This is a genomic window from Streptomyces sp. NPDC056161 (assembly GCF_042268025.1).
Lineage (GTDB): Bacteria > Actinomycetota > Actinomycetes > Streptomycetales > Streptomycetaceae > Streptomyces.
This window is the reverse complement of record NZ_JBHJUV010000002.1, coordinates 74,833-101,220: the sequence shown is the minus strand read 5'-3', so window position 1 is coordinate 101,220 and position 26,388 is coordinate 74,833. Positions and strand designations below refer to the sequence as shown.

General features: G+C 73.1%; 21 protein-coding genes and 1 pseudogene. 12 read left to right on the top strand and 10 right to left on the bottom strand.

The genetic code is table 11. The annotated features are described in order from the left end of the window. Positions 1–12: 12 nt before the first annotated feature. Complete coding sequence (locus ACFC09_RS02400; protein WP_376523021.1) at positions 13–1,092, bottom strand: NAD(P)-dependent alcohol dehydrogenase; 1,080 nt, start codon at positions 1,090–1,092, stop codon at positions 13–15. Positions 1,093–1,570: 478 nt separating this feature from the next. Between ACFC09_RS02400 and ACFC09_RS02395 the strand changes: the two genes are divergently transcribed. From ACFC09_RS02395 to ACFC09_RS02380, 4 genes are all read left to right on the top strand, one after another. Then, complete coding sequence (locus ACFC09_RS02395; protein ID WP_376523018.1) at positions 1,571–1,732, top strand: hypothetical protein; 162 nt, start codon at positions 1,571–1,573, stop codon at positions 1,730–1,732. Between the two features lie 323 nt (positions 1,733–2,055). Continuing rightward, a complete protein-coding gene (locus ACFC09_RS02390) occupies positions 2,056–3,186 on the top strand; it encodes an ABC transporter ATP-binding protein (RefSeq protein ID WP_376523016.1) in 1,131 nt (376 codons plus the stop codon). Further along, positions 3,183–3,905, top strand: coding sequence for an ABC transporter permease (locus tag ACFC09_RS02385; RefSeq protein ID WP_376523012.1), 723 nt, complete (start codon positions 3,183–3,185; stop codon positions 3,903–3,905). The genes ACFC09_RS02390 and ACFC09_RS02385 overlap by 4 nt, the downstream gene beginning before the upstream one ends. Next, entirely contained in the window at positions 3,902–4,570 is a 669-nt protein-coding gene (locus tag ACFC09_RS02380) for an ABC transporter permease (RefSeq protein ID WP_376523009.1), read from the top strand. The genes ACFC09_RS02385 and ACFC09_RS02380 overlap by 4 nt, the downstream gene beginning before the upstream one ends. 18 nt (positions 4,571–4,588) lie before the next feature. Here ACFC09_RS02380 and ACFC09_RS02375 read toward each other — a convergent pair whose 3' ends face one another. The 4 genes from ACFC09_RS02375 to ACFC09_RS02360 are packed head-to-tail and all read right to left on the bottom strand — an operon-like array spanning position 4,589 to position 8,901. After that, positions 4,589–5,188, bottom strand: coding sequence for an ATP/GTP-binding protein (locus ACFC09_RS02375; RefSeq protein ID WP_376523007.1), 600 nt, complete (start codon positions 5,186–5,188; stop codon positions 4,589–4,591). Next, positions 5,175–5,600 (bottom strand): DUF742 domain-containing protein, encoded by a 426-nt coding sequence (locus ACFC09_RS02370; protein ID WP_376523004.1) that lies wholly within the window; start codon positions 5,598–5,600, stop codon positions 5,175–5,177. Before ACFC09_RS02370 ends, ACFC09_RS02375 begins: the two co-directional genes overlap by 14 nt. 41 nt (positions 5,601–5,641) lie before the next feature. Further along, complete coding sequence (locus tag ACFC09_RS02365) at positions 5,642–6,118, bottom strand: roadblock/LC7 domain-containing protein (RefSeq protein ID WP_376523001.1); 477 nt, start codon at positions 6,116–6,118, stop codon at positions 5,642–5,644. Beyond that, positions 6,115–8,901, bottom strand: a complete 2,787-nt coding sequence (locus tag ACFC09_RS02360) for an ATP-binding protein (protein WP_376523000.1) — start codon at positions 8,899–8,901, stop codon at positions 6,115–6,117. The genes ACFC09_RS02365 and ACFC09_RS02360 overlap by 4 nt, the downstream gene beginning before the upstream one ends. Positions 8,902–9,269: 368 nt before the next feature. Between ACFC09_RS02360 and ACFC09_RS02355 the strand changes: the two genes are divergently transcribed. Continuing rightward, positions 9,270–10,232: an ABC transporter substrate-binding protein gene (locus ACFC09_RS02355; RefSeq protein ID WP_376522999.1), complete on the top strand. Its 963-nt coding sequence runs from the start codon at positions 9,270–9,272 to the stop codon at positions 10,230–10,232. 727 nt (positions 10,233–10,959) lie between these two features. Here ACFC09_RS02355 and ACFC09_RS02350 read toward each other — a convergent pair. Then, positions 10,960–11,415, bottom strand: coding sequence for a tellurite resistance TerB family protein (locus ACFC09_RS02350; RefSeq protein ID WP_376522996.1), 456 nt, complete (start codon positions 11,413–11,415; stop codon positions 10,960–10,962). Positions 11,416–12,053: 638 nt separating this feature from the next. On the opposite strand from ACFC09_RS02350, the gene ACFC09_RS02345 reads away from it, so the two are divergent. Continuing rightward, the gene (locus tag ACFC09_RS02345) at positions 12,054–12,701 is read left to right on the top strand and encodes a ScbR family autoregulator-binding transcription factor (RefSeq protein WP_376522994.1); all 648 of its coding nucleotides are present in this window, start codon (positions 12,054–12,056) and stop codon (positions 12,699–12,701) included. Positions 12,702–12,828: 127 nt separating this feature from the next. Here the strand turns inward: ACFC09_RS02345 and ACFC09_RS02340 are convergent, their stop codons facing one another. Continuing rightward, the gene (locus ACFC09_RS02340; protein WP_376522991.1) at positions 12,829–14,097 is read right to left on the bottom strand and encodes a cytochrome P450; all 1,269 of its coding nucleotides are present in this window, start codon (positions 14,095–14,097) and stop codon (positions 12,829–12,831) included. 266 nt (positions 14,098–14,363) lie between these two features. Between ACFC09_RS02340 and cyc2 the strand changes: the two genes are divergently transcribed. The 4 genes from cyc2 (at position 14,364) to ACFC09_RS02320 (ending at position 19,970) form a co-directional block, all read left to right on the top strand. Further along, positions 14,364–16,523 carry a germacradienol/geosmin synthase Cyc2 gene (gene cyc2, locus ACFC09_RS02335; RefSeq protein ID WP_376522989.1) on the top strand — a complete coding sequence of 720 codons (2,160 nt, stop codon included), beginning with the start codon at positions 14,364–14,366 and terminating at the stop codon, positions 16,521–16,523. Positions 16,524–16,852: 329 nt separating this feature from the next. Beyond that, on the top strand, positions 16,853–17,416 hold the full coding sequence (locus tag ACFC09_RS02330; RefSeq protein WP_376522987.1) for a PDZ domain-containing protein: 564 nt from the start codon (positions 16,853–16,855) through the stop codon (positions 17,414–17,416). 348 nt (positions 17,417–17,764) lie between these two features. Continuing rightward, on the top strand, positions 17,765–18,892 hold the full coding sequence (locus tag ACFC09_RS02325; RefSeq protein ID WP_376522984.1) for an aminopeptidase P family protein: 1,128 nt from the start codon (positions 17,765–17,767) through the stop codon (positions 18,890–18,892). Between the two features lie 73 nt (positions 18,893–18,965). After that, on the top strand, positions 18,966–19,970 hold the full coding sequence (locus ACFC09_RS02320) for an aminoglycoside phosphotransferase family protein (RefSeq protein WP_376522980.1): 1,005 nt from the start codon (positions 18,966–18,968) through the stop codon (positions 19,968–19,970). 225 nt (positions 19,971–20,195) lie between these two features. Here the strand turns inward: ACFC09_RS02320 and treZ are convergent, their stop codons facing one another. Then, the gene (treZ, locus tag ACFC09_RS02315; protein ID WP_376522978.1) at positions 20,196–21,941 is read right to left on the bottom strand and encodes a malto-oligosyltrehalose trehalohydrolase; all 1,746 of its coding nucleotides are present in this window, start codon (positions 21,939–21,941) and stop codon (positions 20,196–20,198) included. Between the two features lie 182 nt (positions 21,942–22,123). Here treZ and ACFC09_RS02310 point away from each other — a divergent pair, with 182 nt between their 5' ends. Then, entirely contained in the window at positions 22,124–22,675 is a 552-nt protein-coding gene (locus tag ACFC09_RS02310; RefSeq protein WP_376522976.1) for an FHA domain-containing protein, read from the top strand. Between the two features lie 215 nt (positions 22,676–22,890). Here the strand turns inward: ACFC09_RS02310 and ACFC09_RS02305 are convergent, their stop codons facing one another. Further along, positions 22,891–24,141, bottom strand: a complete 1,251-nt coding sequence (locus ACFC09_RS02305; protein ID WP_376522973.1) for a M14 family zinc carboxypeptidase — start codon at positions 24,139–24,141, stop codon at positions 22,891–22,893. A gap of 248 nt (positions 24,142–24,389) precedes the next feature. Beyond that, positions 24,390–25,187 (bottom strand): annotated as a pseudogene (locus tag ACFC09_RS02300) (FAD-dependent oxidoreductase); the annotation flags it as partial. Between the two features lie 91 nt (positions 25,188–25,278). On the opposite strand from ACFC09_RS02300, the gene ACFC09_RS02295 reads away from it, so the two are divergent. Next, positions 25,279–26,262, top strand: a complete 984-nt coding sequence (locus tag ACFC09_RS02295; RefSeq protein ID WP_376522970.1) for a LysR substrate-binding domain-containing protein — start codon at positions 25,279–25,281, stop codon at positions 26,260–26,262. The last annotated feature ends 126 nt before the right edge of the window (positions 26,263–26,388 follow it).

The window sequence follows — 26,388 nt, the reverse complement described above, 5'->3', positions numbered from 1 at the left end:
GGCTTTCTTCCCTCACGGATGGTGCGGCAGGAGGACGGGTTTGACGGTGGTGCCGTCGGCGGATTCGCGTTCGGCCGTGGCGATGTCGTCGAGCGGGTAGGTGCGGATCAGCCGCTCGAACGGGAAGCGGCCCTGCCGCCACAGGTCGATCAGCCGGGGCACGAACCGCTGCGGCACCGCGTCGCCCTCGATCACGAACCGGAGGCTGCGGCCCGCCAGGGCCGACGGCCGCAGGGTGAGTTCGTCGCCGCCCGCGCCGACCAGGGCGCAGCATCCGCCCGGTCGCAGGACGGCCACGGCCGTGGTCATCACGGAGGCCACCGCGGTGGTGTCGAAGGAGTGGTCGACCGGTCCGACCGCGCCGGCCAGCTCCGGGTCGGCGCCGTCCAGTACGCGGGTGGCGCCGAGTTCCGCGGCGAGTGCGCGGCGGCCGGGATGCAGGTCCACCGCGACGATGTCGGCGGCCCCCGCGACCTTGGCGGCCATCACCGCCGCGAGGCCCACGGCTCCGGTGCCGAACACGGCGACGCGGTCACCGGGCCGTACGGACAGGGAGTTGAGGACGGCGCCCGCACCGGTCTGCAGGCCGCAGCCGAGCGGGCCGAGCAGGTCGAGCGGGAGCGCGGGGTCGACCACGACCAGGTTGCGTTCGGTGGCCACGGCGTGCGTGGCGAAGGAGGACTGTCCGAACCAGCGGGCGGCGACCGGCGCCCCGGTCAGGTCGGTGGCCCCGCTGGAACCGTCCACCCGCGCACCGGACACGTTGCGGGCCATGAACTGAGCGCAGTACGCCGGTGCGCCGGTGTGGCACTGGGCGCACCAGCCGCACGAGTCGAAGCTCATGACCACGTGATCGCCCAGCCTGACCCGGGTCACCCCGGGGCCGACCGCCTCGACCACGCCGGAGCCCTCATGGCCGAAGATCATCGGCATCGGCAGGTGCGGCCTCCGGCGCACGGTGACGTCGGTGTGGCACATGCCGGCCCCGACCACCCGGACCAGCGCCTCACCGGGTCCGGGTTCGTGCAGGTCGACGTCCTCGACGGCGAAGGGCTCGGCCGGGTCGCGCAGGACCGCCGCCCGGATTCTCATGGGAGTCCGCCGTCCGTGACCGTCGCGCAGTCGGCGGCGTGGCGGTGCGCGACGAGCGGTCCGATCCACGTCGGCCGGGTCGGCAGGGTCGAAGAAGCGCCTGTGCGCCGCCGTCCGGCACGATGAACGGTGCCTCGGCCGCGGGCGGATGCGGGCGGCGGCGTCCTCCCGGGCCGGTTCGGCGCGGGGCGGTCGGCGCGGGTGCGGGCGACCGCGAAGAACGCTTCGGGGGAGGTTTCCCTGGGTGTCACGTGTCCTGGCTCCTTTCGGGAACACTGGACCGGTTCCGGCACGCCGAAACATGACACCCGCCCCGGGGGCGCCGCCGCAACCTCGCTCGCCCCCGCGTCGTGGCGGCGACCGGCAAGGCTCGGTCCGTGCGGCCCTCCGGGGCGCGGCGCGTCCGGATCCGGGCCAGGTGCTCGCGGTACTCCCGGTCCGCGAGGAAGTCGCTGCCCGCCGACGTACCCTCCGCGGCGTGCGCGGCCGCCTCGGCGGGCGGGGCGCCGGAGCGCAGGGCCACCGGCGGATCGGCGGCGGGGTCGGCGTACGGCAGGGAGCCGCCGAGGGTGCCGCGATGCCGGACCCGCGGGTCGCCGTGGGGCGGCGGCCTGACGCGATCTCCGTGGTCAATCGATGAAGGTGACCTACCTGGTAGGTTGCGTCAAGAGTAGGTTGCGTCAAGATGTCGTCCCGCGGCGGTCGTGGTCGAGAGACGGTGTGGTCGATGAAGTGCCCGGTGGCGCCGGAAGGGCCGGGCATCGCACGGGCGGGGCGTCGAACGCTCGCTTCCGGCCACGGCCCGGACCTGCGGGCACGGTCCGGTCACGACCTGGTGCCGGGCCGTCGCCCGCCAAAGTACTGAAACAGTCGCAGTCTAAACTCTCCACGCAACGGGCTGCGCACCGACGACCGTGGCCGAAAATGGCCAGTTTCTGCCAAACCCGAAGGGTATTCGGCGCTTTGATACGGATAGATTCAGTCACCAAGCGATACCCCGATGGCACCGTGGCGGTCGACCGGCTGTCGCTGGAGATACCGGACCGCTCGATCACCGTGTTCGTCGGGCCCTCCGGCTGCGGCAAGACGACCACCCTGCGGATGATCAACCGCATGGTGGACCCCTCCGAGGGACGCATCCTCCTTGACGACGTCGACATCCAGGAGCAGCCGGTCACCACACTGCGTCGGTCGATGGGGTACGTCATCCAGAACGCGGGCCTCTTCCAGCACCGCACCATCGTCGACAACATCGCGACGGTGCCCCGGCTGCTCGGCTGGAGCAAGCAGAAGGCCCGGACGCGGGCCGCGGAGCTGATGGCACGCGTGGGGCTCGACGCCTCGCTCGCCAAGCGGTACCCCTACCAGCTGTCCGGCGGCCAGCAGCAGCGCGTCGGCGTCGCCCGCGCCCTCGCCGCCGACCCGCCGGTGCTGCTGATGGACGAGCCGTTCTCGGCCGTCGACCCCGTGGTGCGCAAGGGGCTCCAGGACGAGCTGCTGCGCATCCAGGAGGAGCTGGGCAAGACGATCGTCTTCGTCACCCACGACATCGACGAGGCCATCAAGCTGGGCACGATGGTCGCCGTGATGCGCACCGGCGGCAGACTGGCCCAGTTCGCCCCGCCCGCCGAACTGCTCAGCGCGCCCGCGGACGCCTTCGTCGAGGACTTCCTCGGCGCCGACCGGGGCATCCGCAGGCTCTCGTTCTTCTCCTCCGGCGACCTGGAACTGCGTACCTCGCCGGTCGTCGCGATCGACGCCGACGCCGCGCTGATCGCCGCCCGCGCCGCCGACGACGTGCCGTACCTGCTGGTCACGGACCTCGACGGCAAGCCGCTCGGCTGGAGCGCGCCCGGTGACCTCACCCCGGGGCAGATCGACCGGGAGCGGCTGCTGGCGTACGGGCGGCCGTTCGTGCCCGGCACCGACTCGCTGCGCGCCGCCCTCGACGGCGCCGTGCTGTCGCCGACCGGCTGGGCCACGGGCGTGGACGCCGACGGACGCGTCGTCGGTGTCGTGTCGCAGCAGGTCGTCAGCGAGGCGATCCGCGCCGCGCACAGGAGCGGACGCAGTGAGGTGAGGGTCGGCGGATGAGCGGCTTCTTCGACATCCCCAGTGACCTCCAGCACAGCTACTTCGGCCTGGTCGGGCTGCATCTGCGCGAGGCGCTGCTGCCGGTCGTGGCCGGGCTGCTCATCGCGCTGCCGATCGCCCAGCTGTGCGTACGCTTCCGACGGCTCTACCCGCCGGTGCTGGGCGTGACCACCGTGCTGTACGCGATCCCGTCGCTCGCCTTCTTCGTCGTCCTCATCGACTACACGGGCCAGAGCGAGATCACCGTGATGATCCCGCTGGCCGTCTACAGCCTGGTGGTGTTCGTCCCGGCGATCGTGGACGGGGTCCGCTCGGTGCCGCAGGAGACCCTCGACGCGGCCACCGCCATGGGCCTCGGGCCGGTGCGCCGGTACTTCCAGGTCCAGTTGCCGATCGCGGTGCCCGCGATCATGGCCGGGCTGCGGGTGGCCACGGTGTCCAGCATCTCCCTGGTCAGCGTCGGCATGCTGATCGGCAACCAGGGCGGACTCGGCAACCTGCTCAACGACGGCATGATCTACCACGAACCCCGCCTGGTGTGGATGTCCGTCGTCGGCACGGCCGTGCTCGCCGTCCTCGCGGACGCGGTGCTGATCGGCGTACGTCTGCTCCTGACGCCGTGGATGCCGCGCGGCACCCGCAAGGCCCGCGCCGCCGAGGCCGCCACCAAGACCCGGCCCGACGCGACCGCGGTCGCCCTGGAGGACGCAGTCCGGTGAACGTAATCCACTTCATCAACGCCTTCTTCAGCGACGGCGCCCACTGGCACGGCTACGACGGCATCCCCACCCGGGTGTTCCAGCACATCCAGTACTCGCTGCTGGCCCTCGCCGTCGCCGCCGCCATCGGCCTGCCGCTCGGCCTGCTCACCGGACACACCGGACGCGGCGGCAACATCCTCGCGTCCATCGCCACCGCCGCCCGCGCGCTGCCCAGCTTCGGCCTGCTGGTGCTGATGTTCGTGCTGCTCGGCTTCGGCCTGCTCCCGGTGATGATCCCGCTGGTCGTGCTCGCCATCCCGCCGATCCTGGTGACGACGTACGAGGCGGTGCGCTCCGTCGACCCGTCCCCGGTGGACGCCGCCCGGGGCATGGGCATGCCGGAGTCGCGGATCCTGTTCCAGGTCGAGGTGCCCGTCGCGCTCCCGCTGATCCTCAGCGGTCTGCGCTCGGCGGCCATCCAGATCGTCTCCACCGCCACCATCGCCGCCTACGTCAGCTTCGGCGGCGTCGGCCGCTACATCATCGACGGCCTCTACCAGTACAACTACGAGAAGGTCGTGGGCGGCGCCACACTGGTGGCCGTCATGGCGCTGGCGACACTCGCGGTGTTCTGGGCGGTGGCCCGGATCACGGTGTCGCCCGGCGTGCGCAGACGCGGCTGAGGGCGGGCGCGGCCGGGGTCAGCCTCCGGTGCGGGCCAGCGCCAGCTCAAGCACGACGAGCAGCGCGTCCCGCACCGAGCCGCGCTCCCGGGCGTCGAAGACCACCAGCGGAACGCCCTCGGTGACGTCCAGCGCCCAGCGGACCTCGTCCAGGGTGTGCTCCACCCGGCCGTCGAAGGCGTTGACCGCCACGGCGAACGGGATGCCCTTGTGCTCGAAGTAGTCGACGGCCGCGTAGCAGTCGTCCAGGCGCCGGGTGTCGACGATGACCAGCCCGCCGACCGCGCCCTCCACGATGTCGTCCCACATGAACCCGAACCGGTCCTGTCCGGGCGTGCCGAACAGGTACAGCTTGAGCGTCGGGTCGATGGTGACGCAGCCGAAGTCCATCGCCACCGTGGTCGTCGTCTTGCCCGGGGTGTGCGTGAGGTCGTCGACGCCCGCCGCCACCTCGGTGATCGCGGCCTCGGTGGTCAGCGGCTCGATCTCGGAGATGGCGCCGACGGCCGTCGTCTTGCCCACGCCGAAACCACCCGCGACGACCATCTTCACCGGCAGGGGCGGTCGGACGGCCGCGTGCGCGGCAGAGCCGTGGACCAGTGGTTCAGTCGGTGTCACGGAGTACCCCTCGGGAGTCGGGGATGGCCCGCAGGCCATCGATAACCCTGCGCAGGACGGATGCGTCATGAGTGCTTTCGAAGTCGGGCACGTACACCGTCAGCCGGCCGGCGTCGCGCAGGTCCTCGGCCAGCACCCGGACCACGTTGAGGTGGAGGTGCAGCCGGGCCGCCAGCTCCGCCAGCGACTGCGGCAGCCGGCAGGCGGCGACGATGTCGTGCTGCTCGAAGGAGAGCCGGTCGAGCGCGTCCAGGCCCGCGGCGGTGGCCACCACCTGGGTCTCGACGGGCATCGTCCGGCCGGAGGCGGTGTCCGCCACCCGGCCGGCGGTGACCAGGAACGGCCGTACGGCGGGCGCCGGGCCGACCGGCTCGGGCCCCGGGTACCCCGAAGACGAGGCGCCGTCCGCCATGGGTTCCCACGCCCTCTCTGTCGGTCTTCGCGGGCGGCCGGTCAGCCGGCCGGCGCGGCGCCGACGCTGTTCTTCAGTTCGAGCACCAGCTGGGGGCTGAGCGCGGCCCCGGCCCGGTTGGCGAACAGCGTCATCTCGTAGGCGACGTTGCCCAGCTTGGCCTCCTTGTCGGTGACCACGCCGAGCACGGCGCCGCTGCCGATCGCGGAGACGATCACATGACCGCCCTCCAGATCGATGATGACCTTGTTGAGATCGCCCAGGCCGTAGTTGCCGGAGGCGCCGGCGGCCAGGCTGGTGATGCCGGAGACGATCGCGGCCAGCCGTTCGCATTGCGCGCGCTCACGCAGCTCCGACACGGCGATGAGCAGGCCGTCGGAGGAGACGGCGATCGCGTCGACCACCCCCGCGGTCTCGGTAGCGAAACGGTTCAGCAGCCAGGTGAAGTCGGCTGCGGCGGCCCGCAGGTCGGTCGGCGTGGTGCCGCCCGTCGGGGCGTCACCGGTCGGCGTGCTCACTGCTCGGCTCCTTCCGGATGGTGGTTCTGGTCGTGCGGCGGATCCGCGCGCCCGGCATCCGTGCCGGGGCGCTCAAGGCTGCCGGTGTCGCTGTCGAGCCGGGCACGCGCCACCGCCGCCTCGAACTCCTCAAGGGCCTCCCGCTCGGCCGCCGCGTCCCGGGGGCGCACCGCCTGCGGTACGGCCTGCCCGGCACCCGCGGTGGTGCCGAGGGTGGCCCCGCGGACCCGCCGGCGCAGCGGGCGGGTGGCGGTGGAGCCGTCCTGGGGACGGGCGGCGGTCGGCGGCATCTCGGTGCGGGCACGGGGGATCAGCGGGCGCTGCTCGGGGGCCGCGGCCCAGGTGCCGGGGGTCACGGCCGTATTCTCCGTGCTCGCCCCGGCGGCGCGGTCGGCGCCCCGCGGTGGTTCGCGCCGGGGCAGCCGGCGGGGGAGCGGACCGTGCGGTTCGCCGGGGCCGGCGGAGGTGTGCGCGCCGTCCCCGCCGCCCGGATGCGCGGGCGTCGGCCCGGAGGCGGCGCTGCCCTCTGCGCGCGGACGTGACGACGCGGACGATGACGACGCGGACGATGACGACGCGGACGATCCGGTGGCGGATGGATGCGGCGATCCGGCGGCGGGTGGCCGCCGTGCTCCGGTGGCGACCACGGCCGGGCGCGGACCGGCGCTCGCGGGCCCGCCCGGTACGGCGCCGGCCCCCCGGTCGCCCCGGCCACCGGGCTCGGCGGGACGGGCGGCCACCCCGTCGGAAGCCGGCGGGCGGGCCGCGCTGCCGCCCGCTGCCGCGCCGCCGCCCGCCGCCGAGGCGTCGGGCGACACCGGGCTCATGCTGAGCAGCAGCGTGCTCGGCAGCGACACCTCGGCCGTCACACCGCCGCCCGGCGTACGGGTCAGCTCGACCCCGATCTCCCAGCGCCGGGCCAGCGTGCCGACCACGAACAGGCCCAGCACCTTGGTCGGCACGAGGTCGAGGCGCTCGCGGCGGACCAGCCGCGCGTTCTCCTCGGCGAGCCGCTCCGCGCTCATGCCGAGGCCGTGGTCGGTGACGACGACGTGCGCGCCCTCCGGGCCGCGGCGCACGGTCACCTCTACGGGGCTGCCCTCCGGCGAGAAGGACACCGCGTTCTCCAGGAGTTCGGCCACCATGAGGGTGAGGTCGCCGATGATGTCCGGCTCGACCATGGCGTCCGAGGCGGTGTACAGCCGTACCCGCTGATACGCCTCGATCTGGCCGAGCGCGGCCCGCACCACGTTGGTCAGCGGCGTGGGACCCGAGTCCAGCACCGTCTCCCGGATACCGGCCAGCAGCATCAGGCTGTCGGCGTTGCGGCGCAGGCGCACCGCGATGTGGTCGATGGAGTAGAGGCGTTCCAGCACGGCCGGGTCGGTCTCGCCGCGCTCCACCGCGTCGATCAGCGCCAACTGGCGGGTGGTCAGATTGCTGACGCGGCGGCCGACGTTGCCGAACATCTCGGCGGTGTTGCGGCGGCTGAGCACCTGTCGCTCCAGCAGCGCCGCGGCGGTCGTCTGTACGTGGTTGAAGGCCCCGGCCAGGTCACCGATCTCGTCGCGGGCGGTGACGGGCATGTCCCGCAGCCGGGGCGGACCGTCGTCTTCGGTGTCGTCGTCGGCCACCCGGGCGAGTTCCCGGCCGGCGACCTCGGCGACCTCCTGCGCCGCCTCGGTCAGCGCCTGCACCGGGCGGATCACCGAGCGGCGGACCAGTACGGAGAGGGTGAACCAGAGGGCGAAGCCGATCGCGGTGCCGCCCAGCAGCACGATGGCGCGCCACTGGGCCGTACCGGAGGCGTCGTCGGCCCGCTCGGCGATCTGGCCGATCAGCGAGGTGGCGATCTTCAGCCGGGCGGCGGCCTGGTCCGGGTAGTGGGAATAGTCGGCCAGCGCGTCGTGGACCGCTCGCCGGAGTTCCTGCCGGCTGTCCGATTGCAGCCTGCCGACGTCGATCTGCAACTCGGCGAACGACTCGGCGATGGCACGCTGCGCCGAGGTGTGTTCCATCCCGGCCAGTTCCGCCGCCTGCGCCTCGGTGGCGAACCGGCCGAACCGGTCGGCCTGCTGCCGGTACTGCTCGTAGGAGCCGACCGCGTTGGTGAACTCGATCTGCGCGTTGGTGTCTCCGGTGGTGGCCGAGAACACACTGGTCTCGAAGGCGGCGTGGGCGGCGTCCGCGCGCAGCAGGGAGTCCAGCAGGTTGCCGGTGAAGGTGGCGGAGAGGGAGGTGTCGCGGTCCAGACCGAGGCCGTCGATGAGGCCCTCGGCCGCGTTGGTGTAGGCCGGGTCGATGTTGTCGGCCGGCAGATAGGCCGTCTCGACCGAGTCCCGCAGGCTGGACAGGCCCTGCACCTCACGCAGCGCCTGCGCCTCGCTCTGCGGCAGCCGGTCGCCGAAGGCGTCGAGCACCGTCCGCACCTGGCCGTCCACGGCCTGCTGGGCGGCGAGGTAGGCGGCGGTGGAGGGACTGCTGTCCCCGGACTCGTAGCGCACCGACAGCAGGATCGCCTGCTGGTGCTCGGCCTCCACCCGGTCCACCAGCCGGGCGACCTGCGCGCTGTCCCGCACCAGCCGCGCCGCGGAGCGCGCCGTGTTCGACTGCTGGACCAGGTCGGTGATCAGGTACGACAGGAGTACGGCGACCACGGCGAGCGGTACCCCGACGAGCAGGTTGAGTTTGCGCCGGAAGGACCAGCGGTCGGCGAAGCCTCTGATCCCGTTCCGCGGCGGCGGGGCGTGCCGGGCGGGCGCGTCCACCTCGTACGTGGACACCGGTCCTCCTTCGTGGGGGATGTCTCCGCGGGGCGTCCTCACCCCGGTGAACGGGGCCTCATCGCCCCGGTGCGGGGCTTCCCGCCCCGGACATGTCGCGCAACGACGCCCAAGCGGAGTCCGTGCACCGCTGTGCCCTCTGTCAACTGCGGTGAGACTACAGGCTCCTTGAAGCGCTGATCAGTTGCCCTTCATCAAGAATCCATTACAAACGGACCGCTCTCCGCGCACAGCCGAACGCAGATCGAATCCAATCGGTGATCCGGTGGCACTTGACTGGGCGAGAACCGTCTGGATTGGATCGTGTGGAGTTGTCCCATGAAGTTGTCCACCCATCAATCCCACCACTTGAGTCCGGAACAGGAATCGTGACTTCCCACACCCACACCAGCAGGATCACCCGGAAACACCGAGGTGCGGCGGCCGTCGCACTCGCCGCTGCAACGGCCCTGCTGGCGGGCTGTTCCTCCTCCGATGACACGTCCGGCGACCCGCTCAAGGGCGGTGCGAAGGCGAGCGGCGACTCGGTCGTCGTCGGCTCCAACAACTTTGCCGAGAGCATCCTGATAGCCGACGTCTACGGCGAAGCTCTGAAGGCCAAAGGAATCAAGGTCACCTACAAACCGAACATCGGCAGCCGTGAAACTACGTACGGCCTGCTCAAGAACGGTTCGATCTCGGTCCTGCCCGAGTACAACGGTGCCCTGCTCGCCTACCTCGATTCGAAGGCCACGCCGAAGAGCACCGAGGAGACCACGTCGGCCATCGAGGCCAAACTCGATCCCAAGCTGACGCTCCTGGAGCCGGCCCCGGCCCAGGACAAGGACTCGGTCACCGTCAACGCGGCCACCGCGAAGAAGTACGGCCTGACCGGCAAATCCTCCATCGCCGACCTCAAGAGCGTCGCGAAGGACCTGGTCATCGGCGGTTCGCCGGAATTCCAGACCCGGCACCAGGGCCTTGAGGGACTGAAGTCGGTGTACGGCATCGAGTTCAAGTCCTTCAAGGCGCTCGACGCGGGCGGCCCGCTCACCCAGGCGGCGCTGACGAAGGACACCGTGCAGGCCGCCGACATCTTCACCACGGACCCGACCATCACCAAGGAGAAGTTCGTCGTCCTCCAGGACACGGAGAACCTCTTCGGGTTCGCCAACGTCCAGCCGCTGGTCTACAAGAGCGCGCTCTCCAAGGACGGCGTCGACGCGCTCAACGCGGTCTCCGCCAAGCTCGACACGGCGACCCTGCTGGACCTCGACACCCAGGTGCAGTCGGACAACAAGGACCCGCTGGACGTCGCCAGGACCTGGCTGAAGTCCGTCGGCCTCGGCTGAGACCCCGCCCCGGAATCGAGTCCGGACGGCGCGACACGCGTGTTCCCGAACCCCGGGGTCGTCTCCTCCGACCCCGGGGTTCGGGCCGCCGGAGTCCGTCCTGTCCCCGGGCCCCGGGGCTACGGCCGCCGGTCTCGGGGGACCGGGGCTACGGCCGCCGGTCTCGGGGGCTGCTTCCCGGCCCCTGGGGCGGGTCGGCCGACCCCGGGGAGATCCGCGTCACACGGGACGGGCGCGGCCTGGACACGCACCGGCACCCCGGCGGCGCATGGAGCGCCGCCGGGCGCACCAGGAACGTGCGGCTGGCCGACGCGGCCACCGAGCCCGCCGTCCCCCGGAGGCACTGGCCCCGGCCGTGCTCCAGCTTGACGCCGAGGCCGCCCCCTGACCGAGGCCGCCCCCTGACCGAGGCCGCCCCCTGACCGAGGCCGCCCCCTGACCGAGGCCGCCCCCTGACCGAGGCCGCCCCCTGACCGGGGACATGGGCGACGACCGACATCCCGACCGCGAGCGAACCGGTGCCGGTGCCGGTGCGACCGTGCGCCGGCTCGGGCACCGACCGCAACAGGCGGACGCACCACCGCGGAGGCGGTGACTGCTCGACGCGCGGGTCGGCCGAGGCCGCGGACCGGTGCCGGCGGCGAAGCTCCGCCGACGGCACCGGCACCGGCGCCGATGTCGGCATCGACCCGGCGCCTGCCGCGGCCACAGCGCCGGATACGGGTCGTCAGAGGTCGAACTCGTGCGGCGGGAGGTCCAGCGTGAAGCACGCCTCCCGCACCACGGCCTGCTCGGTCTTGTCGAAGTCGCCGTCGGCGCCGCCGATGACGATGCCGATCTGGATCACGGCGCGGGCCTCGGCGGGCTTCTTCTTCGCCTTGGCGATCTCCTGGAGCACGCTGACCTTGCCGAAGTCGAAGTCGGCCGTCAGCTTGTTCAGGTTCTCCTCGAAACGGCGCCGCAGGTCGTCCGCCGGGAAGTTCTGCAGCACCTCGTTGGTGGCGATCAGCTGGGCGACCCGCTGCCGCTCGCTCGGGTCGATGGTCCCGTCGGCGGCGGCGACGAGCGCGCACATCGCCATGCTCGCGTCCCGGAACGCGCCGCTTTTCAGGTCGTTCTTCTTCGCCACCAGCTGGGTCTGCATCGTCGATGCCGACTCCTTGATGCGGTCCCACAGAGCCATGCGAACTCCTCGTATGCGCACTCGATCACGTCTACAGCACCGTAGAAACTCATGGGAGCCCGATTGAGTTCCACGCCCGGCGCCGAGTGACCGGCCGGTCCGCGGCACCGACCCGGTCAGGTGTACCCGTCGACGCCGTCGCTCATACCGGTCGACCGGTATGAATCAGGGTGCCGGTTTGCGGAACCGGCGCACGGCGGTGGGGGCGAAGTCACCCGCGGTCCGGCGGCCGTCCGGGTCGCTGCGGCGGTGATGACCGTGAGCGGCCGGCCACCACGGCTCAGGGCGGCCGTCGATGCGCGGGCGCACCGACCACCCGTCCGATTACCGGAGCGGCCGACTTCCCATTGAGAACCGACCGTCCGCCTTCTATCGTGGCGATCTCCGGTGTGGCGCACCACTGTCCGCCGGAGCCTCCGGAAGCCGGACGGGACCCGAGGGGGAGCCGTGCCTCGACATCGTCCGTTTGCGGAGGCAGGAGGGCGGTCGGGGCCGCCGGCAACCGGACCGCCGTCCGGGCCGGTCACCCGGTCCGTACGCCGACCGACCGCTGTCGCACGGTGAGTTATCGTGTGCGGGGGGTAAAAAACAAACGGCACGTCCCGTTCTTTTCCGGTCCGTCAAGGAGTGTCCAGCAGATGGCGAGGCAGTTACGCGCCGAGCAGACCCGCGCCACGATCCTCACGGCCGCGGCCGACCTGTTCGACCGTCGCGGCTACGAGTCGACCAGCCTGAGCGACATCGTCGAGCACGCCCGGGTCACCAAGGGGGCGCTGTACTTCCACTTCGCCGCCAAGGAGGACCTGGCGCACGCCATCATGGAACTCCAGTCCAGAACCGTGCGGCAGTTGGCGGCCGAGGTCGACCGCCGCGGCTGCTCCTCGCTGGAGTCCCTGATGCGGACCACGTTCGGCATCGCCCGGCTCGCCGTGGAGGGCCCCATCCCCCGGGCCGGACTCCGCCTGGCCACCGCGGACATCGCCGTGCGGGCACCGCTCAGACACCCCTTCACCGAGTGGCTGGAGCTGGCCACCCGAAGAATCCTGGGTGCCGTCAAGGAGTCGGACCTGCACCCGGACGTCGACGTGGAGGCCGTCGCCCACTCCCTGGTCAGCTTCTTCGTCGGCACCCGTGTCGCCGGCCGCTCCCTCGAACCCGTCGGACGGCTGCCCCGGCGGATCGCCGAGATGTGGTACCTGCTGATCCGCGGCCTGGTGCCGGTGCCCCGCCGGGCCCGCTACCTGACGCTCGCCACCCAACTGGAGCGGGAGATCCGAACCGCCTGAACCACACGGTCCCTCGGGCGGCGCCCCCGGAAGGCGCCGCATGCCGGAGCGGAACCGAGTGGCGCCGGGACGAAACCGCCGGGCGCCGGGACGAAACGGCCCGGCGCCGTACGGCGGTGTCCGGGCGTCAGGCCGGTTGCAGCGGCAGCGACTTGATGCCGTTGATGAAGTTCGACACCAGCCGCTCGGGAGGTCCGGCGAGGCACGGCGGTCCGGGCAGCGCCCGCAGCACCTCCTCGTACAGCAGCCGCAGCTGGAGCCGGGCGAAGTGGGCGCCCAGACAGACGTGCGGTCCGTCCCCGAAGGAGACGTGCGGATTGGGCGTACGGGCGAGGTCCAGGCGGTCGGGATCGGTGAACACCCGCCCGTCACGGTTGGCCGACGCGTGGAAGACGACCACCTTGTCGCCCGCGCGCAGCGCCCGCCCGGCCAGCTCGGTGTCCCGTACGGCGGTCCGGCGGAAGGTCAGCACGGGCGGATGCCAGCGCAGCAGCTCGTCGACGGCCGGGGCGAGCCGGACCTTCCCCTCGCGCAGCAGCCGGTACGCCCCCGGGTGCTCGGCCAGCGCCAGCAGACCGCCCGGGGCGGCGCCGCGCACGGTGTCGTTGCCCGCGACGGTGAGCAGGAAGAAGAACATCTCCAGTTCGCCCGCGGCGAGTTCGCCGTCCAGCGCGAGCGTGGTCAGCACGTCGTCGGCCGGGTGACGCCGCTTGTGGTCGGCCAACTGCCGCGCGTACCCGAACATGTCCCGCAGCTGGGCCGGGGAGCGCGGGTCGACCGGCCGGCCCGCCGAGTCCCGCGCCTGCTCGCCCGCCTCGTCCGGATCCTGGTAGCCGATGACCCGCTGCGTCCAGCGCAGCAGCAGTCCTCGGTCGCCCGGCGGGACACCCAGCAGGTCGGCCAGGTTGAGCAGCGCGTACTCGTCGGTGACGGCGCCGACCACGTCGACCGTGCCGTCCCCGTCCCGGGCCGTGGCCAGCGCGCCGGCGAGAAGGACACGGGCCCGCTCCCGGGCCAGCGCCGCGAACCGGTCCACTCGCGCCGGTGTGAAGGCCCGGCTGACCAGGCGGCGCAGCCGGCCATGGTGCGGCGGATCCTGGTTGAGCATCATGCGCCGGATGAAGGGCAGGTCGGCGGGGTCGGGATCGCGGATCTGGGTCGCTCCCGCGTACGACGAGAAGGCCGCGGAGTCCTTGAGCACGCGCACCACGTCCGCGTGCCGCGTCACCGCCCAGAACCCGGGCCCGGCCGGCCAGCCGAGCACCTCGGGCTCGTCCTGCCAGACCACCGGGTGGTGATCGCGCAGCAGCCGGTAGTCGTCGTACGGCACACCCAGGGCGTACCGACGGGGATCGAAGACATCGGGAACCGGCTGCTGGAACGACTTGGACGCCACCTCTCCACCGTGCCCCCGACTCGCCCCGTCAACAACCCCGCACCGCCCGGACGACGCGGCAGAGGCGGCCCCCGAGGGGGGCGGAGAACGGTGCGATCGGCCGGAGCGGCGCCGCGGGCGGTTGACGGTACGGCACGGCGCGACCTGCGGGGCGGCTAGGCGCTCGCCCCGCGGAAAAGGGGGTTGTTCGGCCGGGGTTCACGCGATGGTGTGATCATGTGCTGGGGTGCGGATGGGGGTTGAGGGGCCAGGGTAGGGCCCCCGCCATGACGCAGCCCTTCGTTCTCCCGCACTTCTACATGCCGTATCCCGCGCGGCTCAACCCGCATGTCGACGAGGCGCGTGCCCACTCGACCGCGTGGGCGCGCGAGATGGGCATGCTGGAGGGCTCCGGGATCTGGGACCAGGCCGACCTGGAGGCGCACGACTACGGTCTGCTGTGCGCGTACACGCATCCCGACTGCGACGGCCCCGCCCTCTCGCTGATCACCGACTGGTACGTGTGGGTGTTCTTCTTCGACGACCACTTCCTGGAGAAGTACAAGCGCAGCCAGGACCGCGCCGCGGGCAAGGCCCACCTCGACCGGTTGCCGCAGTTCATGCCGCTCGACCTGACGGCCCCCGTGCCGGAGCCGGAGAACCCCGTCGAGGCGGGCCTCGCCGACCTCTGGGCACGCACGGTGCCGGCGATGTCCGCCGACTGGCGCGCACGGTTCGCCGTCGCCACCGAGCACCTGCTCAACGAGTCGCTGTGGGAACTGTCCAACATCAACGAGGGACGGATCGCCAACCCCGTCGAGTACATCGAGATGCGCCGCAAGGTGGGGGGCGCCCCGTGGTCGGCGGGGCTCGTCGAGTACGCGACCGCCGAGGTGCCCGCCGTCGCCGCCGGCACGCGCCCGCTGCGGGTGCTCATGGAGACCTTCTCCGACGCCGTGCACCTGCGCAACGACCTGTTCTCCTACCAGCGGGAGGTGGAGGACGAGGGCGAGAACAGCAACGGGGTGCTCGTCCTGGAGACCTTCTTCGGCTGCGGCACCCAGGAGGCCGCCGACACGGTCAACGACATCCTCACCTCACGCCTGCACCAGTTCGAGCACACCGCGCTCACCGAGGTGCCCGCGCTCGCCCTGGACAAGGGCCTCACCCCCGACCAGGTGGCGGCGGTGGCGGCGTACACCAAGGGGCTCCAGGACTGGCAGTCCGGCGGTCACGAATGGCACCTCCGCTCCAGCCGGTACATGAACGAGGGCGCCGTCTCGGCCTCCCCGTGGCACGGACTGACCGGTCCGGGCACCTCGGCGGCGGACATCGGCGCCCTGCTCTCCGCCGCCGCGGCCGAGCGGTTGCGCGCCTATTCCCACCTGCCGTTCCAGAAGGTCGGCCCGTCCCTGCTGCCTGACTTCCCCATGCCCTACCAGGTGGAACTGTGCCCCCACCTGGACGCCGCCCGAGGGCGGCTCACCGGCTGGATGCACCGCATGGGCATGCTGGCGGAGGGCATCTGGGACGAGGACCGGCTCACCGCCTACGACCTCGCGCTGTGCGCCGCCGGCCTGGATCCGGACGCCACGCCCGAGGCCCTCGACCTCAGCTCCGCATGGCTCTCCTGGGGGACCTACGGCGACGACTACTACCCGCTGCTGTTCGGCCACCGCCGGGACCTGGCAGCCGCCCGGACCGCCACGGCACGGCTCTCGGCGTGCATGCCTCTGGAAGGCGAGCCGGTCCCCGCGCCCGGCAACGGCCTGGAGCGCGGTCTGATCGACCTGTGGGCCCGCACGACGGCCGGGATGACCGATGAGCAGCGGCGCTCCATGAAGGCGTCCGTCGACACGATGACCGAGAGCTGGCTGTGGGAGCTGACCAACCAACTGCAGAATCGAATCCCCGACCCGGTCGACTACCTGGAGATGCGGCGTGCCACCTTCGGCGCCGACCTCACCCTCAGCCTGTGCCGGATGGGCCAGGGCCCGTCGGTCCCGCCCGAGGTGTACCGCAGCGGGCCGGTGCGCTCGATGGAGAACGCCGCGGTCGACTACGCGTGCCTGCTCAATGACGTCTTCTCCTACCAGAAGGAGATCGAGTACGAAGGGGAGATCCACAACTCCGTCCTCGTCGTGCAGAACTTCTTCGGCGTCGACTACCCGACGGCACTGGGCGTCGTACACGACCTGATGACCCAGCGCATGGAGCAGTTCCAGCACGTGGTGGCGAACGAACTCCCGGTCCTGCGGCAGGACTTCGACCTCTCGGACGAGGCGGGCCGGGCGCTCGACGGATACGTGGCCGACCTGCGGAACTGGCTCGCCGGAATCCTGCACTGGCACCGCCGGGTCGACCGCTACAAGTCCGCGTACCTGGCCCGCCGATTCCACGGATTCCTGCCGGATCGGCCGCCCGCCCCCGCGCTGCCCGTCAGCTGAGGCAGGCCACCGCGGGGCCGCGACCACCGGCTCGCACGCGACTCGCGCCGACGCCCGCACACCCACCGGGTACGGGCGTGAGCCGTCCCCGCGCCGCTGCCGCCCCCCGCGCCATGGCACTCGTGCTGCCGCACCCGCCCGTCGCTCCGGGGCGCCGTTTCGGGCCGCCGTTTCGGGGCCGGGCGACGGCCCCGCCGCCGCCCGGCCCCGGCGGCGGTCGCCGGACCCCCGATCCCGATGGCTTCCCGCCGCCGGTCCGGGGCCAGTCTCACTCGTTCGTGGCTCGTCGTGCCCGCACCCCCCGGGTAGACACCTGCCGGAGGCGATCCATGGAACAGACAGCGTTGCGTCCCCAGCCGATGCCCGCTCAGGAACGGCCGACCGACGGCACGCCGCCGGGCCCCACCCGGCGCCCGCACGCCGCCCGTCGGCGCGGCCGGCGGATCAGGGCCGTGCTGTTCGGCCTGTTCGCCGGCGCGGTGCTGGTCCTGTCCGGCGTCGGACTCGGCACCGTCGGCGCCACCGTGATCGGCATGGGCAAACTCGCCGACGCCGAGCGGCAGCCGCCGCCGAGCCCGTCGGCCCCGGTCACGCACGCGGCGGCCCCGAACCCCGCGGCGGCACCGGCCGGCCTGACGCTCGGCGTCGAGGCCGTGGACGCCGAGAAGGCGGGGGCACTGGTCATCGGCGTCCATGTGCCCGGCCCCGGCTACACGTCGGGCCTGGTCCGCGGCGACGTACTCCTCCAGTTCGGGCCGAGCCGCGTCGACACGGCCGCCGATCTCCTACGGGCCGTCTCCCGGGCCCGACCGGGCGCACCGGTCACCCTCACCCTGCGCCACTCCAGCGGCGGCTACCAGCAGTTGACCGTCGTCCCCGGCGTCGTCACCTGAGAGCACCGGGGAACGGACGGCCGACGGCTCCGGTGTGGGGAGCGCGTGGTGAGGGGGTGCGCTTCGAGGGGGTGCGATTCGAGGGGGTTCGATTCGGGGGGCGATTCGGGGAGGTGTGCTTCGAGGGGGTGCGGAGGATGGCGTTCCGGCCGTGTCCCAGGGGCGCACCGACGTACCTCGGTGGCCGTCCCGGCCGGAGCGAGGGGCCGGTGAAGGCGTCGGTCCGGCTCCGCGACGACCCGCCCGGCCGGGCGCGAGTCCGTAACCGGCTCGCGTCGTCCCCCGCGTCCGGGCAGGATGCTTCCGTGGTTCCCCGCCCTGCCCCCGTACGCGTCCCAGGAGGCCCGGATGTCCGGTAGCGCCCCCGCTCAGTTCACCGCCGACGACTACCGGGCCCGTATGGAGCGCGCGGCGCGCTCCGCCGCCGACGCGGGGCTCGCGGGGTTGCTGGTCGCCCCGGGACCCGACCTGGTCTGGCTCACCGGCTACGCACCCACCGCCGCCACCGAGCGGCTCACCCTGCTGGTGCTGGCCCCCGGCCAGGACCCGGTGCTCGTCGTGCCCACCCTGGAGGCCCCGGACGCGGAGAAGGCGGCCGGCGCACCCGCCCTGACACTGCGCGACTGGACCGACGGCACGGACCCCTACACGGTGACCCGGCCCCTGCTCGCCCCGGACGGCCGGTTCGGCATCAGCGACAACGCCTGGGCGATGCACCTGCTCGGCCTCCAGAAGGCACTGCCCGACACCTCCTACGCCTCCCTCACCGACGCCCTGCCGATGCTCCGCGCGGTCAAGGACGCCGCCGAACTGGAGCTGCTGGCCGCCGCGGGGGCCGCCGCCGACGCGGCGTTCGAGGAGATCCGGAAGGCCGTCTTCGCCGGGCGCCGCGAGACGGACCTGGGCCGCGACCTGGCCGGCCTGCTGCGACGGTTCGGGCACTCGCAGGTCGACTTCACCATCGTCGGCTCCGGGCCGAACGGCGCCAACCCGCACCACGAGGTCGGCGACCGCGTCATCCGCCGCGGCGACATGGTCGTCCTGGACTTCGGCGGCCTGAAGGACGGCTACGGCTCCGACACCACCCGCACGGTCCACGTGGGCGAGCCCACCGACGAGGAGCGCAGGGTCCACGACGTCGTGCGCGCCGCCCAGGAGGCGGGCTTCCGCGCGGTCCGGCCCGGGGTCGCCTGCCAGGAGGTGGACCGTGCGGCCCGCGCGGTGATCGAGGACGCCGGGTACGGCGAGTACTTCATCCACCGCACCGGTCACGGCATCGGCGTCACCACGCACGAGCCGCCGTACATGATCGAGGGCGAGGAGCGGCCCCTCGTGCCCGGCATGTGCTTCTCCGTGGAGCCCGGCATCTACCTGCCCGGCCGGTTCGGGGTGCGCATCGAGGACATCGTGACCGTGACCGAGGACGGCGGTCGCCGGCTCAACGACACCACCCGGGAGATGGTCATAGTGGAGTGAGGGCGCCGCCCGCGGCCGCCCCCCGAGCAGGAGACACCCACTCGACGACACCCCGGACGACAACGGCCCGACCATGACCCAGGCACCGCCCCCTTCCACGGACACCGTCCGCCGGCTGATCCGTGCCATCGTCAAGGAGAACGCGTACGGCGCCTCCGGACCCGACGTGCGGCCCGTCGCGGAGGGCGGCGAGCACGCCACGTGGTGGGTCGGCGGCACCTACGTGCTGCGCCTCGCCCTCGACCGGGACAGCACCGTCCGCCAGCGGCGCGAGCTGCGCCTGCGCGACCTCGTACGCCCGCAGCTGCCGGTGGGCGTCCCGGTCAGCGTCGCGCACGGCGAGTGGGCGCCGGGGCTGTCCTACACCCTCGACACCAGGTTGCCCGGCGGCTCGGGGGAGGAGAACGACGTGTCCGCCGTCGGTGAGGCCGACCTGGCCGGGCTGCTCACGGGCCTGCGCGAGGTGCCCGTACGGCAGGCGGGCAGCCTGGGTGTGCCGCGGGCCGCCCCGCGCTCCCTGGAGGCGCTGCGCCGGATGGCGGTGCCCGCCGCCGAACGCCTCGGTGCCGCCGACGAGTTCGACCCCGTCCTGCTGCGGCAGCTCACCCGGACCGGCGCGGCGCAGCTCACCGCGCAAACCGGCATCGCCGTCCTGGTCCACCACGATCTCAAGGGCGAGCACCTGATGGTCAGCCCCGACGGGCGGGTGCGCGGTGTCCTCGACTGGACCGACGCGGCCGTCGGCGATCCCGCCGAGGACATCGCCGGGCTCGCGCTCGCCGTCGGCTCCGGCGCGGCCGTGCGCGCCGCCACCCTCGCCGACTACGGTCCCCGGCCCTGTCTGCGCGGCCTGTGGCTCGCCCGCTGCGACACCGTCCTGCGGCTCGCGGACCGCCTCGCGGGCCATGACGTCGGTCCGCTGCCGCTCCTGCGGAGCCAACTGCGCCGGGCCTGGGAGGCGATCCTGCTGGAGCGGGTGACCGAACTCAGGGACGACGCGCCGGACGACCCGCAGGGCGACGCGCAGGGCGACCCGCCGGACGACCCGCCGGACGGCGCGCCGGACGACACGGAGTAGCCGACCGGGGCCGCCTCATGTCCCGCTGCCGACGTACGACGGGCGGATCCCGGAGCCGAGCAGAGCCGAGCCCACCGTGGGCGGATCCGACGGTGGGCGGAAACGACGGCGGACGGATCCGGCGGTGGGCGGAAGCGGCGGCGGTCGGCTCCGGCGGCAGGCGGACGGGACAGCGAGCGGACCCGGCGGCCGGTGCGTCCGCTCGCGCCGGTCGGCCCGCGCGCGTCAGCCCTGATGCAGGACCACGCACGACTCCCCGGGAAGGTGCAGCACTCCGTCCGGGCCCGGCGTCTCGACCGGTTCCCACGCGGCGAGGACCTCGGCCCGGCCGGTGCCCAGCGCAATCGCCGCGGGCTCGGGTCCGAGGTTCACGGCGACCCGGACGTCCCCGCGGCGGAAGGCCAGCCAGCGTGCCTCCTCGTCGTGGGCCACCTTGGTGTCGGCGAGGTCGGGATCGGTGAGGTCCGGCTGCTCCCGGCGCAGCGCGACGAGCCGGCGGTACCAGGCCAGTACGCGCGCGTGGGGCTCGCGCTCCGGCTCCGACCAGTCCAGACAGGAACGGTCGCGGGTCGCCGGGTCCTGCGGGTCCGGCACGTCCTCCTCGGCCCAGCCGTGCGCCGCGAACTCCCGCCGCCTGCCCCGCCGTACGGCCTGTGCCAGCTCCGGGTCGGTGTGGTCGGTGAAGAACTGCCACGGCGTGCCCGCCGCCCACTCCTCGCCCATGAACAGCATCGGCGTGAACGGCGCGGTCAGCGTGAGCGTCGCCGCGCAGGCCAGCAGGCCCGGGGAGAGCGTGGCGGCCAGCCGGTCGCCCAGGGCCCGGTTGCCGATCTGGTCGTGGGTCTGGGCGTAGCCGAGCAGCCGGTGCCCGGCGACGCGGGCGCGGTCCAGCGGCCGGCCGTGCCGCCGGCCCCGGAAGCTCGAATACGTGCCGTCGTGGAAGAAACCCCCGGTCAGCGTCTTGGCGACGGCGGCGAGCGGAGCCCGCGCGAAATCGGCGTAGTAACCCTGGGACTCGCCGGTCAGCGCGGTGTGCAGGGCGTGGTGGAAGTCGTCGTTCCACTGCGCGTGCACCCCGAGGCCGCCTTCCGCGCGCGAGGTGATGATCCGCGGGTCGTTGAGGTCGGACTCGGCGATCAGGAATACCGGTCGGCCGAGTTCGGCGCCGAGACCGTCCACGGCCGCGGACAACTCCTCCAGGAAGTGCACCGCGCGCGTGTCCCGCAGCGCGTGCACCGCGTCCAGCCGCAGCCCGTCGATCCGGTAGTCGCGCAGCCAGGCCAGCGCGCTGCCCACCAGATACGCGCGCACCTCGTCGGAGCCGGGCGCGTCCAGGTTCACGGCCGCGCCCCAAGGGGTGTGATGGGTCTCGGTGAAGTACGGGCCGAACGCGGGCAGATGGTTGCCGGAGGGGCCCAGATGGTTGTGCACCACGTCCAGGACCACGCCGAGCCCGAGTCCGTGCGCCCGGTCGACGAACCGCTTCAGCGCCTCCGGACCGCCGTACGGTTCGTGCACCGCCCACAGCGACACGCCCTCGTAACCCCAGCCGTGCCGCCCCGGGAACGGGCACAGCGGCATCAACTCCACGTGCGTGATGCCAAGTTGCGCCAGGTGGTCCAGCCGCTCGGCCGCCGCGTCCAGCGTGCCCTCGGGGGTGTACGTGCCCACGTGCAGCTCGTACAGCACGGCGCCCGGCAGCGGGCGCCCCGCCCACCGCGCACGCCACGCGTACCGCCCGTGGTCGACGACGGCGCTCGGCCCGTCCGGTCCGTCCGGCTGGCGGCGCGACCGGGGATCGGGCAGCACCGGGCCGTCGTCCAGCGCGAACCCGTACCGTGCGCCGTCACCCGCCTCCGCCTGCCCCGACCACCAACCCGCCCGCTCCGGATCGCGTTCCAACGCGCGCGTGGCGCCCTCGCAGTGGAGCGTCACCCGGCCTGCCTGCGGTGCCCACACCTCGAACTGCACGGACGGTTCCCCTTCGTCTGCTCACCGTGATGTAGTCCGTCCATCGTGCCGTGAGCGGCATCGATCCGCTTTCGAATGCCGGCTTCCCGGCATGTCGCCGGAAGTACGCGCGCATGGCGGGCGTTTCCGCGCCGTCGGGGCCTGCTGGACACCCCCGGTCGCGCTGGCCGACAATCACCAGCGTGACGTCGTCCTTCGAGCACCACACTCATCCCGCGCGGTTGTCCGACGCCGAGCGCGAGAAGGCGCTGAAGGTGCTCCGCGACGGCGTCGCCCTGGGCCGGCTGTCGCACGACACGTTCGTGCACCGCATGGAACTCGTGCTCGCGGCCCGCCGGCCCGACGAACTCGCCGCGCTCACCGCCGACCTGCCGGGGGAGGGCAGCCTCGCGCGCACCGTCCTGCGCGCGGTGGAAGCGGTCTCCGGGTTCACCGTACGGCTGCGCAGGGCCTGGCAGGCCGAACGGCTGCCCAAGCTGCAACTGCCGCACCCGGCGGCCGTCCACCCGCTGCGCATCGGCCGCGACCCCGCCAACGGCCTGCGGCTGACCCACGAGACGGTCTCCCGTGTGCACGCCGAACTCACCCGGCAGGGCGGCATGTGGGTCCTCAGGGACCTCGGTTCGACCAACGGCACGGTCGTGAACGGGCGCCGGGTGATCGGCGCCGCCGTCGTCCGCGCGGGCGACCAGGTCGCCTTCGGCCGGGTGGCCTTCCGGCTCGCGGCGGCGTGAGGGCGAGCGGGATCCTGGCCGTACCCCTATCCGTGCCTGGTGCCTGGGTGCCTGGGTGCCTGGGTGCCTGGGTGTCTGGTGCGTGTGCCAGTGACCGTGCCCATGCCCGTGACCGTGCCGATTTCGGTTCTGGTTCCGGTTGTCCTGCCCGTGCGCCGGGAGCGCCGGGCGCCGTGCGGGGACGCCACGGCGGCCGGCGCGCTCACGCGGTCGGCTCACATGGTCGTCTCGCGTGCGTGCAGTGCCGCCGCCAGCACCGTGCGCGCCTGGTGTTCGACCTGGTGCTCCAGGGGGACCCACCGCGCGCGGAAACGTTTCGCGAAGGCTTCGCACCACCCGGCCACGAGCCGTTCGAGCGCGGGCGCGGCACGGTCGTCGGTGGCCCGGAGCACCCGCAGCAGCATCGCCGCCGCCCGCAGCGGAAGCCGCCGTCCGAACGCGTCCACGCTGCCGACGTACGCCATCGTCGTGTCGACGGGCGGCGTGTGGATCCAGTCCGCGGCCAGCCCCGGGATCAGCTCCAGCGCCCAGCCTGCGGCCCGCAGCAGCGGATCCTCGGTGCCCTCCAGCCGGGGCAGCGCCTCCGCCAGCACCTGCTCCACCTGCGCCGCGTCCCGCCGCAACCGGTGGGCCAGCCGGCGCATCGCGGCCGCCGGAGCGGGATGCGGCGCCGGATCGTCCACCAGGTCGCTCGCCCACATCGGCACCTCGACCACGGCCGTCAGACCGCCGTACCGGTGCGCGTGGTACCAGGTACTGCGCCGCGCGTCGTCCGGCATGCTCGGGTAGGCGACACCGGAATCCGGCCCCGGCATCACCCGGACCCCGGGTCCGGAGGTGGGCCATCCGGCGGCGTCCGACGCGCCGGTCTCCACCGGGATGTGCAACTCGGCCGCGGACTTGGCGAACGGCTCGGCGAGTCCCGGCACGTCCTTGGTCAACTGCACCCAGCTGCCGCCCAGATCGGTTCCGTGCAGCGTCACCTGGAGGTAGGGCCGCAGTTCGTCGATCACACCGGTCAGGGCCAGCGTCTCGGGCGGCAGCCGGTCCGGCGGCAGCACGGACGGCGACCACTCCGGCTGCTCCGGCCCGGCCGGGCGGTAGAAGCCGAGGTGGTAGTCGAGCAGGCTGCGCGGCGCCGGAGTCACATGCAGGCTCGCCCCGTCCGGGTCCGCGCACAGCAGGAAGTGCCAGGCCACTCCGGACCTCAACTCCCGTTCGTGCAGGACCCGTTCGGCCACGGCGAGGAGCGTGGACCCGCCGGTCGGCTCGTTCGCGTGGGCGCCCGCCACCACCAGGACGGCCTGCCGGGCACGTCCCACCGAGAGCAGGTGCAGAGGTCTGCCCGCGCTGGACACACCCACTTGACGCAGTCCGCACAGGCTTGGGCGCTCCCTCGCCAACACCGTCGCGGCCGCGATGAGTTCGGGAACGCTTGGGTAATGCAGCTCCGGCAGCAGACTCACCCCCGACTTGTCCGCCTGACTTCGCCACCCCCAGTGCCGCACGGCAGGGGGGAACTGTCAAGGATGACACGGGGGAGGCGCCAGGGGGCGCCCGGACCCACTCACGGCCGAACGGCACGCGGGCCGATACCGACCGGGCGCGGGAACCGGTGGTGGCCCGAGCGCGGGGAAGGGCGGGGGCCGGGCGCGGGGAACGGTGGGGGGGCGAGGTGTGGGGGACGGGGTGGTGTGGTCGGTGGGGCCGCCGGTCACCGGTGCTGGTGCAGGGCGCGCCCGGCGAGCGTCAGGAACACCTCGCCGACCGCCTCCGAGAGGGTCGGGTGCGGGTGCACATGCCGGGCCACGTCGGACGGCTGGGCGTCCCAACCGACCACGAGCTGGCCCTCGGCGATCATCTCGGACACGTGCGGACCCACCAGGTGCACGCCCAGCACCCGTCCGCCGTCCGCCTCGGCGACCACCTTCACCAGACCGCCCCGGCCGTGCACCATGCCCTTGGCGACGGCCGTCAGCGGCATCGTGCCGACCACGACGTCATGCCCACGCGCGCGTGCCTCGGCCTCGGCCAGCCCCACGGACGCGGTCTGCGGGGACGAGTACGTCACCCGGGGTACGGCCGCGTAGTCGACGGGCACCGGCGGCAGCCCCGCCAGGGTCTCCGCCACCAGCAGCCCCTCCGCGAACGACGCGTGGGCGAGCCCCAGGGACGGCGGCGGCAGCAGGTCACCCACGACGTGCACACCCGGCACGGCCGTCTCCAGCCGCTTCCAGTCCGCCGGTACCACGAAGCCGCGCTCGTCCGGCACCAGGCCCGCGGCAGCCAGGTCCAGACCGTCGGTGACCGGGGCCCGGCCGACCGCCACCAGCAGCCGGTCCGCCGCCACGGTGCGGGTCTCGCCGCGCGCGGTGCGGACACGCGCGCGTACGCCGCGCTCCAGCACCTCCGCGTCCGACAACCGTGCTCCCGCCAGCACGTCGATGCCGCGTCGCCGCAGTCCGCGGGTCAGATGGCGGCTCACGTCGGTGTCCTCCAGCGGCACGATCCGCCCTCGGCCCACCCCTTGCCATGAGTCCAAGGCAATGCTCTTGTGGATCCGATGCAGAATATTCATGGGAGGGTCGGGGGATGAACCCGCGATGAGTCTGCGGCAGATGGAGTACTTCCTCACGGTCGTCGAAGAGGCGTCCTTCACACGTGCGGCCGAGGCGCTGCACGTCACCCAGTCCGCGCTCTCGCACCAGATCAAGGCCCTGGAGCGGGCGGTGGGCGGCCCGCTCCTGGAGCGTCTGCCGCGCGGAGCGCGCCTCACCCCGATGGGCCGTGCCTTCCGGCCGCACGCCGAACTCGCCGTCCGCAGCGCCACCCAGGCCGGTCGCGCGGCCCGCGCGGCGGCCGGCGCCGAGGGCGGCGAACTCCATGTCGCCGCCCTCCACTCCATCGCCGTGGGCGCCCTGCCCGAGGTCTTCGCCCGCTGGTACGCGGCCCATCCCCGGGTGCTGCTGCACCTCCACGAGTACGCCACCGCCGGGGCGCTGGAGGACGCGGTGGAGCGCGGTGTGGCGGACCTCGCCGTCGGTCCCGTTCCGGCCGGCCGCGACGGGACCGTCGTCCCGGTCGGCGAGGAGGAGATCGTCCTCGTCGTCCCGTTCGACGACCGGCTCGCGGGCCGTACGACGGTGACGCTGCCGGAACTCGCCGACCACGCCTGGATCCGCTGCGCCATGGAACCGGTGGTGCACGGCGAGCGCTTCCTCGACTGGGCGTGCGCGAGCGCCGGGTTCAGACCGGTCACCGCCGTGTGGACCGAGCACACGTCCACGGCCGTACGCATGGCCGCGGCCGGGGTCGGGGTGTGCGCGGCGCCGTCGCACATCGTGCACGGAGCGGTCGGCGAGGACTGCGTCGTCCTCACGCCCGACCCGCCCTGGCGGCGGCCCCTGGCCGTCCACGCCCGCCTTCCGCTCACCGGCGCCGCCGCGGCCTTCACGGACCTGCTGCGCACGGCCTGGCCGCCCCCGCGGCCCGCCGCGCCCCTTCCGGTGCGGTCCCCGACACCGGGTGCGCCACGTGGCGAGGGGGCGCAGGCGGGGGCGAGCCGAGGACGTCCGGCCGACGGCTGACCGCCTGCCCCTTGACCGCCTGTCTGCCTGACTGTCTGGCCGCCTGCCCTGCTGACCGCCTGTCTGTCTGGCCGCCTGAAGACAGCGGCCGGCCGTCGGGAGACGGAGATCGGCCGTCGGGAGACG

What these genes read in the sequence shown, in the direction of transcription:
- ACFC09_RS02350 (WP_376522996.1), bottom strand. Translation starts at nt 11,415, where the DNA reads ATGGCTCTGTGGGACCGCATCAAGGAGTCGGCATCGACGATGCAGACC.
- ACFC09_RS02345 (WP_376522994.1), top strand. Translation starts at nt 12,054, where the DNA reads ATGGCGAGGCAGTTACGCGCCGAGCAGACCCGCGCCACGATCCTCACG.
- ACFC09_RS02385 (WP_376523012.1), top strand. Translation starts at nt 3,183, where the DNA reads ATGAGCGGCTTCTTCGACATCCCCAGTGACCTCCAGCACAGCTACTTC.
- ACFC09_RS02370 (WP_376523004.1), bottom strand. Translation starts at nt 5,600, where the DNA reads ATGGCGGACGGCGCCTCGTCTTCGGGGTACCCGGGGCCCGAGCCGGTC.
- ACFC09_RS02295 (WP_376522970.1), top strand. Translation starts at nt 25,279, where the DNA reads ATGAGTCTGCGGCAGATGGAGTACTTCCTCACGGTCGTCGAAGAGGCG.
- ACFC09_RS02320 (WP_376522980.1), top strand. Translation starts at nt 18,966, where the DNA reads ATGACCCAGGCACCGCCCCCTTCCACGGACACCGTCCGCCGGCTGATC.
- ACFC09_RS02330 (WP_376522987.1), top strand. Translation starts at nt 16,853, where the DNA reads ATGGAACAGACAGCGTTGCGTCCCCAGCCGATGCCCGCTCAGGAACGG.
- cyc2 (WP_376522989.1), top strand. Translation starts at nt 14,364, where the DNA reads ATGACGCAGCCCTTCGTTCTCCCGCACTTCTACATGCCGTATCCCGCG.
- ACFC09_RS02325 (WP_376522984.1), top strand. Translation starts at nt 17,765, where the DNA reads ATGTCCGGTAGCGCCCCCGCTCAGTTCACCGCCGACGACTACCGGGCC.
- ACFC09_RS02400 (WP_376523021.1), bottom strand. Translation starts at nt 1,092, where the DNA reads ATGAGAATCCGGGCGGCGGTCCTGCGCGACCCGGCCGAGCCCTTCGCC.